14 protein-coding genes are annotated in these 14,384 nt (G+C 73.6%); 9 read left to right on the top strand and 5 right to left on the bottom strand.

Going from position 1 to position 14,384, the window contains the following annotated elements:
• Nucleotides 1–27: 27 nt before the first annotated feature.
• Nucleotides 28–1,278, bottom strand: a complete 1,251-nt coding sequence (locus tag O7614_RS07165; protein ID WP_278137686.1) for a histidine kinase — start codon at nucleotides 1,276–1,278, stop codon at nucleotides 28–30.
• Between the two features lie 132 nt (nucleotides 1,279–1,410).
• Between O7614_RS07165 and O7614_RS07160 the strand changes: the two genes are divergently transcribed.
• From O7614_RS07160 to O7614_RS07145, 4 genes are read left to right on the top strand one after another with little or no spacing between them, the layout of a single operon-like run.
• Nucleotides 1,411–2,307 (top strand): ATP-binding cassette domain-containing protein, encoded by an 897-nt coding sequence (locus O7614_RS07160; RefSeq protein WP_278137684.1) that lies wholly within the window; start codon nucleotides 1,411–1,413, stop codon nucleotides 2,305–2,307.
• The gene (locus tag O7614_RS07155; protein ID WP_278137683.1) at nucleotides 2,304–3,095 is read left to right on the top strand and encodes an ABC transporter permease; all 792 of its coding nucleotides are present in this window, start codon (nucleotides 2,304–2,306) and stop codon (nucleotides 3,093–3,095) included. The genes O7614_RS07160 and O7614_RS07155 overlap by 4 nt, the downstream gene beginning before the upstream one ends.
• Nucleotides 3,096–3,097: 2 nt before the next feature.
• Complete coding sequence (locus tag O7614_RS07150) at nucleotides 3,098–3,847, top strand: hypothetical protein (RefSeq protein ID WP_278137682.1); 750 nt, start codon at nucleotides 3,098–3,100, stop codon at nucleotides 3,845–3,847.
• A gap of 32 nt (nucleotides 3,848–3,879) precedes the next feature.
• Nucleotides 3,880–4,443, top strand: coding sequence for a heme-binding protein (locus O7614_RS07145; RefSeq protein ID WP_278137681.1), 564 nt, complete (start codon nucleotides 3,880–3,882; stop codon nucleotides 4,441–4,443).
• 9 nt (nucleotides 4,444–4,452) lie between these two features.
• Here the strand turns inward: O7614_RS07145 and O7614_RS07140 are convergent, their stop codons facing one another.
• Nucleotides 4,453–6,882 (bottom strand): FtsX-like permease family protein, encoded by a 2,430-nt coding sequence (locus O7614_RS07140; RefSeq protein ID WP_278137680.1) that lies wholly within the window; start codon nucleotides 6,880–6,882, stop codon nucleotides 4,453–4,455.
• Nucleotides 6,876–7,661: an ABC transporter ATP-binding protein gene (locus tag O7614_RS07135; RefSeq protein ID WP_278137679.1), complete on the bottom strand. Its 786-nt coding sequence runs from the start codon at nucleotides 7,659–7,661 to the stop codon at nucleotides 6,876–6,878. The genes O7614_RS07140 and O7614_RS07135 overlap by 7 nt, the downstream gene beginning before the upstream one ends.
• A 169-nt stretch (nucleotides 7,662–7,830) precedes the next feature.
• Here O7614_RS07135 and O7614_RS07130 point away from each other — a divergent pair, with 169 nt between their 5' ends.
• From O7614_RS07130 to O7614_RS07120, 3 genes are read left to right on the top strand one after another with little or no spacing between them, the layout of a single operon-like run.
• Nucleotides 7,831–8,988 (top strand): sensor histidine kinase, encoded by a 1,158-nt coding sequence (locus tag O7614_RS07130; protein ID WP_278137678.1) that lies wholly within the window; start codon nucleotides 7,831–7,833, stop codon nucleotides 8,986–8,988.
• A complete protein-coding gene (locus O7614_RS07125) occupies nucleotides 8,985–9,653 on the top strand; it encodes a response regulator transcription factor (protein ID WP_278137677.1) in 669 nt (222 codons plus the stop codon). The genes O7614_RS07130 and O7614_RS07125 overlap by 4 nt, the downstream gene beginning before the upstream one ends.
• 29 nt (nucleotides 9,654–9,682) lie before the next feature.
• Complete coding sequence (locus tag O7614_RS07120) at nucleotides 9,683–10,225, top strand: DUF1697 domain-containing protein (protein ID WP_278137676.1); 543 nt, start codon at nucleotides 9,683–9,685, stop codon at nucleotides 10,223–10,225.
• Between the two features lie 42 nt (nucleotides 10,226–10,267).
• Here O7614_RS07120 and O7614_RS07115 read toward each other — a convergent pair whose 3' ends face one another.
• On the bottom strand, nucleotides 10,268–11,245 hold the full coding sequence (locus tag O7614_RS07115; protein ID WP_278137675.1) for an MBL fold metallo-hydrolase: 978 nt from the start codon (nucleotides 11,243–11,245) through the stop codon (nucleotides 10,268–10,270).
• Nucleotides 11,246–11,397: 152 nt separating this feature from the next.
• Nucleotides 11,398–12,327 (bottom strand): serine hydrolase, encoded by a 930-nt coding sequence (locus O7614_RS07110; RefSeq protein WP_278137674.1) that lies wholly within the window; start codon nucleotides 12,325–12,327, stop codon nucleotides 11,398–11,400.
• Nucleotides 12,328–12,379: 52 nt separating this feature from the next.
• On the opposite strand from O7614_RS07110, the gene O7614_RS07105 reads away from it, so the two are divergent.
• Both O7614_RS07105 and O7614_RS07100 read left to right on the top strand, forming a co-directional pair.
• Nucleotides 12,380–13,339, top strand: a complete 960-nt coding sequence (locus tag O7614_RS07105) for a LysR family transcriptional regulator (protein ID WP_278137673.1) — start codon at nucleotides 12,380–12,382, stop codon at nucleotides 13,337–13,339.
• Between the two features lie 100 nt (nucleotides 13,340–13,439).
• Nucleotides 13,440–14,291 (top strand): aldo/keto reductase, encoded by an 852-nt coding sequence (locus tag O7614_RS07100; RefSeq protein WP_278137672.1) that lies wholly within the window; start codon nucleotides 13,440–13,442, stop codon nucleotides 14,289–14,291.
• The last annotated feature ends 93 nt before the right edge of the window (nucleotides 14,292–14,384 follow it).

Genomic DNA, 14,384 nt, shown 5'->3' with positions numbered 1-14,384 from the left:
AAGGGCCGGCCGCGTCTGGCGGGCCGGTCACGCCGGCCACGGCAGCCAGGCGGCCAGCCGGAAGTCGCCGGCGTCGTCCCGACCGTAGGCGAGCCGGCCGCCGGCCAGGGTGACCCGTTCGCTGATGCCGACCAGGCCGGTGCCCGCACCCGGCAGGGTGCCGCCGGACGGCGCACCGACCGGCCACCGGTTGCCGATCGCCACGGTCAGGCCGGCGCCCGGCCCGCCGGCCACGTCCACGGTGACCGCCGCGCCGGCTGCGTGCTTGCGGGCGTTGGTCAGCCCCTCCTGCACGATCCGGTACGCGGCCCGGCCCAGCGCCGCCGGCACCTCACCCGGCTCGGCGACACTGTCGCTGACGTTGACCCGCACCCCGGCCGACCGCGACTCGGCGATCAGCGTCGGCAAGTCGGCGAGGGTGGGCTGGGGCGGCTCCGGCACGTCGTCGCCGCCGTCCTCGGCGCGGAGCACCCCGATGACCTCGCGCAGGTCCTGCAGGGCGGCGTGGGCACTGCCCCGGATCACCCCGGCGGCCCGGGCCACCTCGTCGGCCGGCGCGTCCGGGCGGAACTCCAGGGCACCCGCGTGCAGGCTGAGCAGTGAGATCCGGTGGGCCAGCACGTCGTGCATCTCCCGGGCGATCCGGGTGCGTTCGAGGTGGCGGGCCTGGGCGACCCGGAGCTGCTGCTCCGCCTCGGCCCGCTCGGCCCGCTCCCGCAGCGACACGATCAACTGTCGGCGAGCCCGGACGAACATCCCCCAGGCCAGCACGGCGAGGGTGATCACGACGCCCCAGGCGACGGTGGCCCAATAGGGCATGGCCGGATCCGGACGAGCCCAGCTGAAGACCAGGTTGGTGAGGAGCCCGGCGCCGGTGATCGCGATCGCGACGGCGGTCCGGCGGTGCACCACAACGGTGAAGTAGAGGATCAACAGCGGAATGGCGGCGGCCATCGAGAACAGGTTCAGCGGCAGGGTGGCCACCGCCAACCCGAGCGGCCACCGCCGACGCACCCAGAGCAGCCCGCAGCAGACCAGCCCGATCAGCGCGTCCGCGCCGACCATCCAGTCGTGCGGCAGCGGGATCGCCGTCTCCGGGTTCGGCGACAGACCGTCGGCGGTGACGAACAGCACCCAGAGCAGCCCGATCAGGAACGCCAGGCTGTCCACCACCCAGTCGCGGGTGGTGCGGCGCGGGCGCGCCCGGTCACGCTCAGCCGGCACCACCAGCTCCCCCGGCAGCAGCCAGGGGTGCTCCGGGACGGCGATGCTGGTCACGACGCCATGCTAGGCAGGCGACCGGCGACACGACCAGCTACCAAAGTCGAGACCCGCCGGTCGACCAAGGTCGACATGGCACCGACCGGTGGCCGCAGCGGATGGCCGGGCGGCCCCGGCACGCTGCACCACATGATCGTCGTAGAGAACCTCACCAAGCGGTACGGGCCACACCCGGCTGTGGAGGACGTGTCGTTCCGGTGCGAGCCGGGAACCGTCACCGGCTTCCTCGGCCCGAACGGCGCCGGCAAGTCGACCACCATGCGCATGATCTGCGGGCTCACCGCACCGACGGCCGGCCGCGCCACCGTCTCCGGGCACCCGTACCGGGAGCTGCCCAACCCGGGGCGGGAGGTCGGTGTGCTGCTGGACGCCTCCGCCCAGCACGCCGGGCGCACCGGCCGCGAGGCGTTGACGCTGTCCGCGTACACCATGGGTCTGGACAAGCGCGAGGTCGCCGCGAAGCTCGACCTGGTCGGGTTGAACGCGGTGGCGGCGAAGCGGCGGGTACGGGCGTACTCGTTGGGCATGCGGCAGCGGCTCGGCCTGGCGCAGGCGATGCTCGGTGACCCCCGGGTGTTGATCCTCGACGAGCCGGCCAACGGCCTGGACCCGGAGGGCATCTTCTGGATGCGCGGGCTGCTGCGCGACTTCGCCGACCGGGGCGGCACGGTGCTGCTCTCCTCCCACCTGCTGCGCGAGGTGGAGGCGGTCGCGGACCGGCTGGTGGTGATCGGGGGTGGCCGGATCGTGGCCCAGGGCGACAAGAACGAGCTGCTGGCCGGCGGCGGGACCGTGGTCCGGGCCCGCGACGGCGCGGCGCTGCGCCGGGCGCTGGACGCCGCCAACCTGACCGCTGCCGACAGCCCTGACGGCCTGCTCGTGCAGGCCGACGCGGAAGCGGTCGGTCAGGCCGCCGCCGACGCCGGTGTCGCGCTGGCCGAGCTGCGCCCCGCCGGCGGCGGTGGCCTCGAACAGCTCTTCCTCACCCTGACCGCCGGCGAATCCACCAAGGAGGCCGTCCGATGACCACCGCCACCGCGCCCGCCACCGCTGTCGCGCCCCACCACCGTGCCCCGGTACGCCGCCCGTCGCTGCTCCGGCTCACCGGTGTGGAGCTGCGCAAGCTCGTCGACACCCGGGCCGGCCGTTGGCTGCTGATCACCATCGGCCTGGTCGTCGTCGCGATCGTCACCCTCCTGTTGATCTACGCCGAGGACTCCGAACAGACCTTCTTCACCTTCTTCGTCACCTCCCTGTTGCCCGTCAACGTGCTCCTGCCGGTGCTGGGCATCCTGTCGATCACCAGCGAGTGGTCCCAGCGCACCGCCCTCACCACGTACGCGCTGGTGCCCCGGCGGGAGCGGGTGGTGGCCGCGAAGCTGATCGCGGTGGTGCTGGCCGCGCTCGCCTCTGTGCTGGTCACAGTGGCCGTCGCCAGCGTCGGGACGCTCGTGGCGTCCGCCACCGGCGGTGCGGGCACCTGGCAGGTCGACGCGACGCTGATCGTGAACGGGGCGATCGTCCAGGTCGCCGGCGTGCTGATGGGTGCCGCCTTCGGCCTGCTGCTGCTCAACCCGCCGTTGGCCATCGTCGGCTACCTGCTGCTGCCGACCCTCTGGTCGGTGCTCGGCGAACTGGTCCGACCCCTGCGCGGTGCGGCCGGCTGGCTGGACACCAGCCGGACCATGGAGCCGTTGTTCACCAGCCACGTCACCGGCGAGCAGTGGGGACGAATGGCGGTGTCCCTGCTGGTCTGGATGGTGCTGCCGCTGGCCGCCGGGCTGTTCCGGACGCTGCGCCGCGAGGTGTCCTGACCATGGACACGGCCGGCTACCGACCCCGCACCGTGGTCAGCGGCGGCCCGCTGGAGCTGGCAATCCTGTGGGGTGGCTTCCCGCTCCTCGGCGCGGGCGCCGGGTGGCTCCTCGCGGCGGCGACGGGCTGGCTCAACCGGCTGCCCTGGGTGCCGTTCGGCGACCTGGTCGAGTGGCTGGACCGGCTGCCCGAGCCGCAGGCCACCGCCGGCACCGTCGCCGTGGGAGTCCTCGCCGGCCTGGTCATCGCCGGGATCGGCACCGCCGAACGGCTGATCGTCACCGTCGACCCGGCACAGGTCCGGCTCCGCCGCTCCGACCAGGAGCGGGCCGTCGCCCGGGTCGACACCCGGGTCGTCTTCCTCGCCGACAAGCACCTGGTGCTGCTCGACGGCGACGGCGCGGAACTGGTCCGGGAGCCGACGGACCTGCCGGCCGGGCAGTTGGCGGCGGCGTTCCGGACACACGGCTGGGGTTGGGCGGACGACGACCCGCACCGGTCGGCGTACCGGCTGTGGGTGCCCGACCTGCCCGGGTTGCCGGCCGGCGCGGACGCGCTGCTGCGGGCCCGCGAACGGGCGATCGACCGGGACCGCCGCGACGACGCCCGCGAGTTGCGGCGGGAGTTGGGCCTGCTCGGGGTCGTGCTGCGCGACGAGGACAAGCGGCAGTACTGGCGGCTGACCGCGCGGGCGGTGACCGCGGAGCCGGAGCAGTCGACTTCGGCCGAGCGGGAGCCGGACGGGCGGTAGCGTCGGTCCCAGCAGACAGTGGGAGCCGCACGATGACCGAACAGCAGCCGTACCGGGTGGTGTCCCGACACCCCGGGTTCGAGCTGCGTCGCTACCCCGCGCACCTGGTGGCCGAGATGCAGGTCCAGGCCTCGTTCACCCGGGCGCCGATCGAGGCGTTCCGACCGCTGGCCGGCTACCTCGGCGGCGCCAACCGGGCCCGCCACCCGGTCGGCGCGGCCGAGCCGACAACCTCGGCGGTCAGCGGCTCGGAGAAGATCGCCATGACCGTTCCGGTGGTCCAGATCGAGGGCGACTGGCCGGGCGCGTACCTGATCCAGTTCGTCCTGCCGGCCACCCTCACCGCCGCGACCGTGCCCGAGCCGGTGGACGCCCGGGTACGGGTCCGCGAGGTTGCGGCACAACTGGCGGCGGCGATGCGCTTCTCCGGGCGGTGGACCGAGCAGACGTTCGGCCAACGGGCCACCATGCTCGGCCGGTCGGTGACCGCGGCCGGGCTGCAACCCACCGGCGCCGTCCGGTACGCACGCTTCGACCTGCCGTGGAAGCCGTGGTTCCTGCGCCGCAACGAGGTCGTGCTGCCGGTCGTCGAATGAGCGGACGGGTCATCCGACGACGCCGACCGGGGCCCGCGCGGGGCGGTGCCGCAGCGACCGCCACGTCGGCAACACGCTCGCCAGCACGGCTAGCAGCAGGCACAGCCCCACCACACCGGCGACCACCGACCAGGGCACCACCAGGTCGACCGACGCGCCGACCTGTTCGGCCAGGCCGGCGCGGATGCTGAGCAGACCGACGAACGCGACCGCGCCACCGAGCAGCGCGCCGATCAGCACCACCAGGGCGGACTCGGCGGTGACCAACCAGACGACCTGCCGTCGGGTCGCCCCGGCCAACCGGATCAGCCGCAGGTCCGCGACCCGGCCGGCGGCTGACAGCAGCAGCGTGTTGGCCACCGCGATGGCCCCGTAGCCGGCCGACACACCGATCAGCAGCAGCGTGAACAGCCAGACGAGACGGTCCTCGGCGGCGTCCGCCTCGGCCGCCCAGGTGGCGACGTCGACGATCCGCGCGCCGACCGGCGGATCGATCCGGTCCCGGACGTACACCGTGGAGGTCAACGCGGACGGGTCGTGCGCCCGCACCACGGCCCGGGGCACGAGCAGGTCGCCGGGGAGCGAACTGTCGGTGACGACAGCGACGACGCGCAGCGACACCGCCGTCCCGTCGGCGAAGACCAGCTCGTACGGCGCGGACGGCGGCAGGTTCGCCGAGGCGGTGACCACCACCGTGTCGTCGCCACGCAGGTCCTGCAGGGAGCCGGCGACGACGGTGAGCGCCCGGTTCGCGGCAGCGAAACCCGTCGGGTCGACACCGAGCGCGGTCAGCGGCCGGTTCACCGTCTGCGTCGCGGGATCGGTGCGGAACACGGTGGTCGGCAGGAGGGCGGTCCCGCCGGTCGCGGCGACCGCCGCGTCCGACAGACCGGGCGCCCGGTCCGGTACGACGATCCAGCCGGCGTTCACGTTGTCCGCCCGACCCGCCGCGTACGCGGCGGTGGTGGTCCGCACCATCCCGGACACCAGCACCGCGAAGGCGACAGTGAGCAGCACCGGCGCGGCGATCGAGGCGGTCCGCCGGGTGGCGGTCAACGCCCCGGCCCGGACCAGCATCCCGATCGCCCCACCGGGCTGTCGCACCGGCAACCGCAGCAGCCGCACCACCGGCCCGACCACCACCGGAGAGAGCACTGTGGCACCGGCCACCAGGGCCATCACCGCGTACAGGGCGTACGACGCCGCCACGCGGGCCTCGTCGGCGGTCGCCGTGCCGACGCTCAGGGCGATTCCCGCCGCGACGAGCAGCGCCCCGGTGGCGACTCGGGCCCGCCCGATCGGTCGCTGCTCGACAGCGGCCTCGCGGAGCGCCTCCAACGGGCGGACCCGCGCCGCCCGGCGCGACGCCGACCAGACCGCCAACAACGCGATCACCGGCCCGGCCGCGAGCGAGACCGCGACCGGCCAGAGGGCGTAGCGGACCCGGAAGGTCGCCGGTTCGTAGCCGACGTCGACAAGCAGTCGACCCAGCCCCGGGGCGAGCACCACGCCGACCAGCAGACCGACCAGCCCGGCGCTGACGCCGACGACGAGCGCCTCGGCGTACACCATGCGGCGGACCTGACGTCCGGTGGCGCCGACGGCGCGCAGCAGGCCCAGCTCGCGGCGGCGCTGCGTGATGGTGAACGCGAAGGTCGAGGAGACCACGAACACCGTGACGAAGCCGGCGAGGGCTGCCGTGGCGGTGAGCACCTGCATGCCGATCCACCGGGTCCGGGCGTCGTTGCGCGGCTCCAACGCGCCGCGCTCCTCGCCGGTCAGCACCCGACCGTCGCCGCCGACGACACCGCGAGCCGTCGCGGCGACCCGCTCCGGGTCGGCGTCCGCCGCGAGGACCAGCCCGATGGCCCGGACGCCGGGGGCGAGCGTGGCGGCGACCTCGTCCGCGACATGGACGCCGGGCCCGTCGACCAGACCGGTGACGGTGTACGCCTCCGGCCCCGCCGCCGTCAGCACTGTGACCGGCGCGCCGGTGCGCAGTCCGAGCGCGCGGTCGACCACCACCTCGCCGGTCCTGCGCGGCGGCTCGCCGGCGGTGAGGCGCAATCCACCGAGCTGTGCGCTGGACCAGCCGTGTCCCTGCTGGGCGTCCTCCCGCCGGCTGTCGGCGGCGGAGGGTCTGCCGTCGACGAGCGGTTGGGCGTAGAAGGTCCGGTCCGGTACCGCCGCCACGACGCCCGGCAGACCGGCCAGCCTGCCGACGAGTCCCGCCGCCGTGGTGGCGGACCACGGCCGGGTCGGGACGAACTGGTCGGCCGAGGCGCCCGCTTCGGGGCTCTGCACCACCACCGCGGCCCGTGCCAGCCGGTCCGGCACCTGCGGGCGTCCGGAGGCGAGCAGCAGGGTGGCGGTCGCGACCAGCGCGACCCCGATGGCGACGGCCACGAATGCGCTGGTCGACCGCCGGACGCTCAGCATGACCGCTCCCCGGCCGTCTCGACGGAGTGCCGCGACGAGCCCGCCGCGTCCGCCTCCCGCTCGGCGATCCGCGCGGCGACGACCGCCGCGGAGATCTCGCCGGCCAACTCGTCGACGACGCGGCCGTCGGCGAGCAGGAGGACCCGATCGGCGTACGCGGCGGCGCTGGGTTCGTGGGTCACCATCACCACGGTCTGGCCGTGGTCGTCGACGAGCGCGCGCAGCAGCCGGAGCACCTGCCGGGACGCCCCGCTGTCCAGCGCCCCGGTCGGCTCGTCGGCGAAGACCACCGCCGGGCGGGTGATCAACGCTCGCGCCACTGCGACGCGCTGCTGCTCACCGCCGGACAACTCGCTCGGCCGGTGCCCGGCCCGGTCGGCCAGTCCCACCGCGTCGAGGGCGGCGGTGACGTCCCGGGCCGGTGGGCGGCGACCGGCCAGCCGCAACGGCAACTCGACGTTCTGCGCGGCGCTCAGCGTGGACACCAGGTTGAACGCCTGGAACACGAACCCGATCCGGTCCCGCCGCAGCCGGGTCACGTCGTCCTCGCCGAGTTCGTCGAGGCGGACGCCGTCGATCGTGACGGTCCCCTCGGTCGGGCTGTCCAACCCCGCCGCGCAGTGCAGCAGGGTGGACTTTCCCGAGCCGGAGGGGCCCATCACCGCCGTGAACGTCCCACTCGCGAAGCTCGTCGTCACGCCGTCCAGCGCCGTCACCCGCCGGGTTCCGGTGCCGTACACCGCGCGCAGCCCCGTCAGGGTCACCGTGTGTGTGGTCATGACCACCACAGTGCCGACTGGGGCAGGTGCCGCGCGTCGTGCCGGCGCGGACAGTTTCCGCCCCTCCCCCGGGTGGAGTCGAAGGCCCGGAGCTGCCGGCACGTCGTCCTCCGGGATGACCGCCCGTGGGTGGACGCGGCCCGGCCAGCCGGCCGTTACGGTCGGACAGGTGACCGCTCTCCTACTGACCCGACGGCTGCGGCCAGTGGATCTGTACATCGTGGATGCCATGCTGGCGGTGGCGGTCGGTGGGCTGCTCTGCCCGTACGCGGCACTGGAGTCACCGCTGCACGGGGGCGTACGCGAACCGCTCTGGGTGTCCGTGCTCGTCGGGATGGCCCTCGGGCTGCCGCTGGCGGTACGCCGCCGGTGGCCGATGACGGTGGCCGCCGTGATCAGCTCAGTCGCCACCGTCGCCCTGATCACCGGGGTGGTCCCGAACTTCGCCGCCGCCGCGCCGGCGCTCGCCATCGGCCTGTCCTTCTACACGGTCGCGGTGTCGACGACCACCCGCCGGTCGATGCTCTGCGCAGTGTGTTGTCTCGCGCTGGTGAGCGTCGCCCTGGTGCTGACGGCGGGCGATCTCTGGTCGCGCACCGGTGCGGTCGTCTACGCCGTCGTCATGATCGCGCCTGCCTGGGTGATCGGGTGGCTGGTCCGGGAACGACGGGCCCTCGCCGCGCGGCAGAGTGACCACCTGGTCCGGCAGGCCACCGCGGAGGAACGACTGCGGGTGGCGCGCGAGCTGCACGACGTGGTCGCCCACACGCTGAGCCTCATCGTGGTGAAGGCGGCCGTCGCCAATCACGTCGCCGAGGCGGACCCCCGCGAGGCGGGCGCCGCCCTGCGGGTGATCGAGCAGACCGGCCGCGACGCCCTGGCCGACGTCCGTCGGGTGCTGGGCGTCCTGCGGGAGGGCACCTCGTACGCGCCGACACCCGGGTTGGACGAGTTGCCCGCGCTGGCGCGGCAGGCGGCGATCGGCGGTGTCGACGTACGCCTCGACGTCCGGCGGGAGGCACCGGGCATCGTGGTCCCGGAGTCGGTGGGCCTGGCGGCGTACCGGATCGTGCAGGAGGCGGTGACCAACGTGGTCAAGCACGCGGCCCCGGCCGCCTGCCGGGCTACGGTGACCGTCACGCCCGGCGAGGTACGGGTGGAGGTGACCGACGACGGCCGGCGTCCGGTCGGGACCGGTGGGCAGGGGCACGGGTTGATCGGTATGCGGGAACGGGTGGCGTTGCACGGTGGGGAGTTCCGCGCCGGGCCACGCTCGGACGGCGGTTTCGCGGTGACGGCGAGCCTGCCCTACCGGGTGGCCGCGTGATCCGCGTGCTGATCGCCGACGACCAGGCGCTGCTGCGCGGCAGCTTCCGGTTGCTGGTCGATCTCGCCCCGGACTGCACCACTGTCGGCGAGGCGGGCACCGGTGTGCAAGCCGTCGCGATGACCGGCCAGCACCGGCCGGACGTGGTGCTGATGGACGTACGGATGCCGGAGATGGACGGCATCGAGGCGACCCGACGGATCTGCGCCGCCCCGGCGACGGCCGGCACCCGGGTCATCATCCTGACCACGTTCGACCTGGACGAGTACGTCTACGGTGCGCTGCGCGCCGGAGCCAGCGGGTTCCTGCTCAAGGACACCCCACCAGCGGACCTGCTGACCGGCATCCGGGTGGTCGCCGCCGGTGAGGGGCTGCTCGCGCCGACGGTGACCCGCCGGCTGATCGACGAGTTCGCCCGGCGACCGGAGCCGACCCGGCCGCTGCCCCGTCACCTGGACGGGGTGACCGAACGGGAACGCGAGGTGCTCGCGTTGATCGCCCGGGGTCTGTCCAACGCGGAGTTGGCCACGCACCTCAGTCTCAGCCAGGCCACTGTCAAGACCCACGTCGGTCGGCTGCTGACCAAGCTGGGAGTCCGGGACCGCGCGCAACTGGTCATCGTCGCCTACGAGACGGGCCTGGTGGGGCCGGGCGGCCTACGCTGAGCCGGTTGGCCGCCACCCGAGGAGGAGCAATGACCCGGTACGTCGCACTGTTGCGCGGGGTCAACGTCGGCGGCGCCACCCGGCTGGCGATGGCCGACCTGCGCAGGATCGTCACCGAGCTCGGGCACGAGGACGTGAAGACGTACCTGCAGAGCGGCAACGTGGCCTTCGACAGCGCCGTGCGCGACGCGGAGAAGCTGGCCGCCGGGATCGGGCGGGCGCTCACCGACGAGCTGGCGTTGACAGTGCCGGTGCTGGTGCGCAGTGGCCGGGAGTTGGCGGCGGTGGCCGGCGGCAACCCGTACGCCGACCGGGAGGACGACCCGACGCGGTTGCTGGTGGCCTTCCTGGCGACCGCGCCGGCGAAGTCCGCTGCGGATGCGCTGACCGTGCCCGGTGGGGAGAACGTGTCGTTCACGGTGACCGGCCGGGAGGTCTACCTGCACTACGTCGACGGCGGCTACGGCCGGTCGAAGTTCACCAACGCGTACCTGGAGAAGAAACTCGGCGTCCTGGCGACCACCCGCAACTGGAAGTCGGTGCGGGCCCTGGCCGAGCTGTCCGCCGGTTGACCCCGGTGGGGGTGGCGTCCCCGCGACCCCCACCGGCGCTGCTTAGAAGTGGTATGCGGTCTCGTACTCGGGCACCAGCACCCGGCTGCGCGGCGAGATCCGGCGGATCGCCGCGATCATCTCGTTCAACCGGGTGCGGTCGGTCTCGGCTACCGGCGGTGGGTTCTTCAACTCCGTCTCGAAGTTGTCGTAGTGCACCGGCACCACGACCTTCGGGTAGTCCAGCCCGGCCAGCAGGCGGGGCAGGTAGTCGCCGGTCGTGGTGGCGCTCTGCATGGCCACCATCGCCACGTCGGGCGCGAGGCCGGTGAGGTTCCGTTCGGCGACGTCGCTGGCCCCGGTGAAGTAGACCGACGGGCCGCCGTCGACCCGCAGCAGGTAGCCGAGTGTGTCGCCCTCCGGCAGGTCCGCGATGGTCGTCGGCTGCGCGGGCTGGCTCACCCGCACCCCGGGAAAGGCCACCGAGTACGACGCGTTGCGGCTGTGCAGCGAGCCGACCACCTCGACGGAGTGGTCGCCGAAGTCCAGCACCTCGCCCCCCTTCACGGCGCTGAGCTGCGTCGACGGCAGCCCGTACGCCAATCCCAGGTGGTACGCGGTCAGCGTGCCGAAGACCCGCGCGCCGGTGCGCTTCGCGATGTACGGCACGTCCATGAAGTGGTCCCAGTGGGTGTGCGTGACCAGCACCGTCATGGCCCGGTCGACGCGCGGGTCGATCACGTCGGCGCGCACTGTCAACGCCTTGGCCGGGTTGAACGCGCCTCTGAACAGCCCGGTGTCGATCCGGCTGAGGAACGGGTCGACGAGGACCGTGCGATCGGAGATGTCGACGCGCCAGCCGGCCGTACCCCACCAGCGGAAGCTGACCGCGCCCTTGCGGCGAGTTGTCGGGGCGGGTGTGGTGGCGGGCGGCGCGGCCTGGGTCGGGGTGATCGGGCCGGCGGCGAGCCCTCCGGCGGTGACCAGTGCGGTGGTGGCGGCGGTGTCGCGCAGGAAGCGTCGACGGTCGAGGCTGGGCATGCGGGTGTACTCCCCGTGGTCGGGCGATTGGTCGGCACGAGCCAACCAGCGCGACCCGGCCCCGGTCCAAGATCGAGGGCGATCAGCTCCGATACGCCGCCGCATATCGGGCCTGCCCAGTGGTCGTGCGCCAGCGCCCGACGGGCACGAAATCAGTCGCGGCGCAGCGCCTCCACGGCGGTCCGGGCGGCCTCTCCCATCGCCAGGTCCACGTCGATCCGCCGCGACGCCAACTGGTCGGCACGGGCGAAGACGGCTATCGCGTACCGGCCGCCGTCGGGGTACTCCGCGACCCCGGCCTCCAGGTGCAGGCCGGGCAGGGTGCCGGTCTTACCGGCGACCCGGACACCGGGCGGGAACCCGGCGGCCAGCCGGGTCCAGAAGATCTGCCGGGCCATCCAGGTGCGGACCATCGCGCAGGCGGCCGCCGGCCCGGCCGCGTCCCGCCAGATCAGGGTGAGCAGCCGGGTGATCTCCCGGGGGGTGCTGGAGGTGGTCTGCTCGGGGTCGAAGACCCGCATCGCCCGGATCCGATCCGGCGGCAACGTGGGGAAGATCCGGGCGAAGTCCGCCTCGGTCCGGGCACCCACGTCGGCGAGCATCAGCTCGACCAGCTCGCGCGGGCCGCCCCGGACGCGGGTACGGGTCAGCCCCAGCTCGGCGGCGAGCATCGGGAGCAGATCCGCACCGACCCGGCGCAGCAGCAGGTCGGCGGCCGTGTTGTCGCTGACCGACATGGCGAAGTACGCGAGGTCGCGCAGCGACACCTCGGCGTCGTCGGTGCAGCCGGCCAGTCCCCACCCGCCGAGCCGGTCGGCGGCGGTGACCACTACCCGTTCGGTCGGGTCGAGTTGGCCGGCCTCGACCTGCCGGGCGAACTCCAGCACCAGCAGGACCTTGAAGATCGAGGCGATCACCACCTGCTCGTCGGCCCGCACCCCGACCTCCCGGGCAGCGCCCGCCCGGCCGGCCGCGTCCAGGTCGGCGGCGTGCAGGTCCACGGCGTCCAGGTCGACGGCGTGCAGGCTGGCGGTCACCCCGGCGGTGGCGAAGATGCCCTCGATGCGTTCGTCCACGTCCACGGCAGCACGCTATCCAGCGGCCCGGCACCAGCGCTGGCGTAGGGTCGCGGCCGTGGATCTGCTCCGGCACCTGCGGCACTTCGTGGTCGTCGCACACGAGTTGCACTTCGGGCGGGCCGCCGACCTGCTCGGGATGGCCCAGCCGCCGCTGAGCCAGTCGATCCAGCGGCTGGAACGGGAGTTGACGGTCGAGTTGTTCGACCGGTCCCGCCGCCAGGTACGCCTCACCACCGCCGGTGAGCTGCTGCTCGGTGAGGCGGAGGAGTTGCTCGCCGGTGAGGGTCGGCTGCGCAACCTGATGGGCCAGGTCCGCGCCGGTGAGCTGGGCGTCCTCCGGGCCGGGGTGCCGCCGGAGACGCCCGCGGTGACGCTGCGGGCGCTGCTGGACGGGCTCACCACCCGGGCGCCGGGCCTGGACGTGGAGCTGCACGAGCTGGCCACTGCCGAGCAGGTACGCATGCTCGCCGAGCGGACCCTGGACGTGGGGCTGGTGCATCACCCGGTGGCGGCGGACGGGCTGCGCTTCGGCGCCTCGGTGGACGTACCCCTGGGGGTGTTGCTGCCGCGCACCTCGCCGCTGGCCCGCGGTCGGGAGGTGGCGCTCGCGGCGCTGGCCGGTCTGGATCTGGTGGCCGTCCCCCGGGCCACCGCGCCCGGCTGGCACGACCACCTGCTGGCGGTGTGCCGACAGCACGGTTGGCGACCGGCCCGGGTGCGCCCGGCCCGTAACCCGGAGTTCCTCTTCGGGTTGGTGCTGGCCGGGGGTGGGGTGGCCGTGGAACCGGCGGCGGTCGCCCGTCGCGAGCCCCGGATCGCCTGGCGGCCGATCGTCGACGCGCCACTGGCGAAACGCACCTCGGCGGCCTGGCCGGACCGGTCGGCGCACCCGGCGGCCTCGATGTTCGGGCAGCTCGCCGCCGAGGTGTTGGCCGACGCCGAGCCCGCCACGCCGGCCGCGACGTCGGCACCGGCGGCGCGGCCCTGGCCGGTGCTCTTCGACACGACCGGGTGAACCATTCCGACGTTGCGCTCGTCACCTCCCGATGTGCGGTGATTCGACAGGCCACCCGGGTATGGATGACAGGCAACGACGATGACGCGAAGGAGCCGTAGTGGCCAACACCATTCCCGACATCAGCCTGAACGACGGCACCACCATTCCGCAGCTCGGCTTCGGGGTGTTCCAGATCGAGCCGAAGGACACCGTCGCCGCGGTGACCACCGCCCTGGAGACGGGCTACCGGCACATCGACACCGCCGAGATGTACGGCAACGAGGCCGAGGTCGGCGAGGCGGTACGCGTGTCCGGCCTCGGCCGGAGCGCGGTCTACGTGACCAGCAAGCTGAGCAACGCCTTCCACCGCCCCGACGACGCCCGCCGGGCGTTCGACTCGACGCTCGCGGCGCTGAAGATGGACTACATCGACCTGTTCCTGATCCACTGGCCGCTGCCGACCCTGTACGACGGCGACTACGTCTCGACCTGGAAGACGCTGGAGGAGTTCCAGCGCGACGGCCGGGCCCGCTCGATCGGCGTGTCGAACTTCCAGGTCGCGCACCTGGAGCGGCTGGCCGCCGAGGCGAACGTCGTGCCGGCGGTGAACCAGATCGAGGCGCACCCGTACTTCACCAACGACGAGGTTCGCGCCTACGGTCAGGCGCACAACATCCTCACCGAGGCCTGGTCGCCCATCGCGCAGGGCAAGGTGCTCAACGACCCGACGGTGGTCGACCTCGCCGAGCAGATCGGCCGGACCCCGGCGCAGGTGGTGCTCCGCTGGCACGTGCAGCGCGGCGACATCATCTTCCCGAAGTCGACCACCCCGAAGCGGATCGAGGAGAACACCCGGATCTTCGACTTCGAGCTGGACGACGTGGCGATGGAGCGGATCACCGCGTTGAACCAGGGCGAGGCCGGGCGGCAGGGCCCGAACCCGGACACCTTCGCCTACCTGCCCAACTGACCCGAGCCCGCCGTCCGGCGGGTCATGTCCCGGCGAGCGCCGTACCGCACCCGTGCGGTGCGGCGCTCGCGGCAGTTACGGCCCCGGGCCGCG

This window comes from Micromonospora sp. WMMD961 (assembly GCF_029626145.1).
Taxonomy (GTDB): Bacteria; Actinomycetota; Actinomycetes; order Mycobacteriales; family Micromonosporaceae; genus Micromonospora.
Note: the sequence above shows the minus strand (reverse complement) of the source record. Positions and strands in the feature narration are given on the sequence as shown.

Excerpts from the sequence above, each read along its gene's own strand:
- O7614_RS07120 (WP_278137676.1), top strand. The coding sequence starts at position 9,683 with ATGACCCGGTACGTCGCACTGTTGCGCGGGGTCAACGTCGGCGGCGCC.
- O7614_RS07140 (WP_278137680.1), bottom strand. The coding sequence starts at position 6,882 with ATGCTGAGCGTCCGGCGGTCGACCAGCGCATTCGTGGCCGTCGCCATC.
- O7614_RS07150 (WP_278137682.1), top strand. The coding sequence starts at position 3,098 with ATGGACACGGCCGGCTACCGACCCCGCACCGTGGTCAGCGGCGGCCCG.
- O7614_RS07115 (WP_278137675.1), bottom strand. The coding sequence starts at position 11,245 with ATGCCCAGCCTCGACCGTCGACGCTTCCTGCGCGACACCGCCGCCACC.
- O7614_RS07160 (WP_278137684.1), top strand. The coding sequence starts at position 1,411 with ATGATCGTCGTAGAGAACCTCACCAAGCGGTACGGGCCACACCCGGCT.
- O7614_RS07135 (WP_278137679.1), bottom strand. The coding sequence starts at position 7,661 with ATGACCACACACACGGTGACCCTGACGGGGCTGCGCGCGGTGTACGGC.
- O7614_RS07145 (WP_278137681.1), top strand. The coding sequence starts at position 3,880 with ATGACCGAACAGCAGCCGTACCGGGTGGTGTCCCGACACCCCGGGTTC.
- O7614_RS07155 (WP_278137683.1), top strand. The coding sequence starts at position 2,304 with ATGACCACCGCCACCGCGCCCGCCACCGCTGTCGCGCCCCACCACCGT.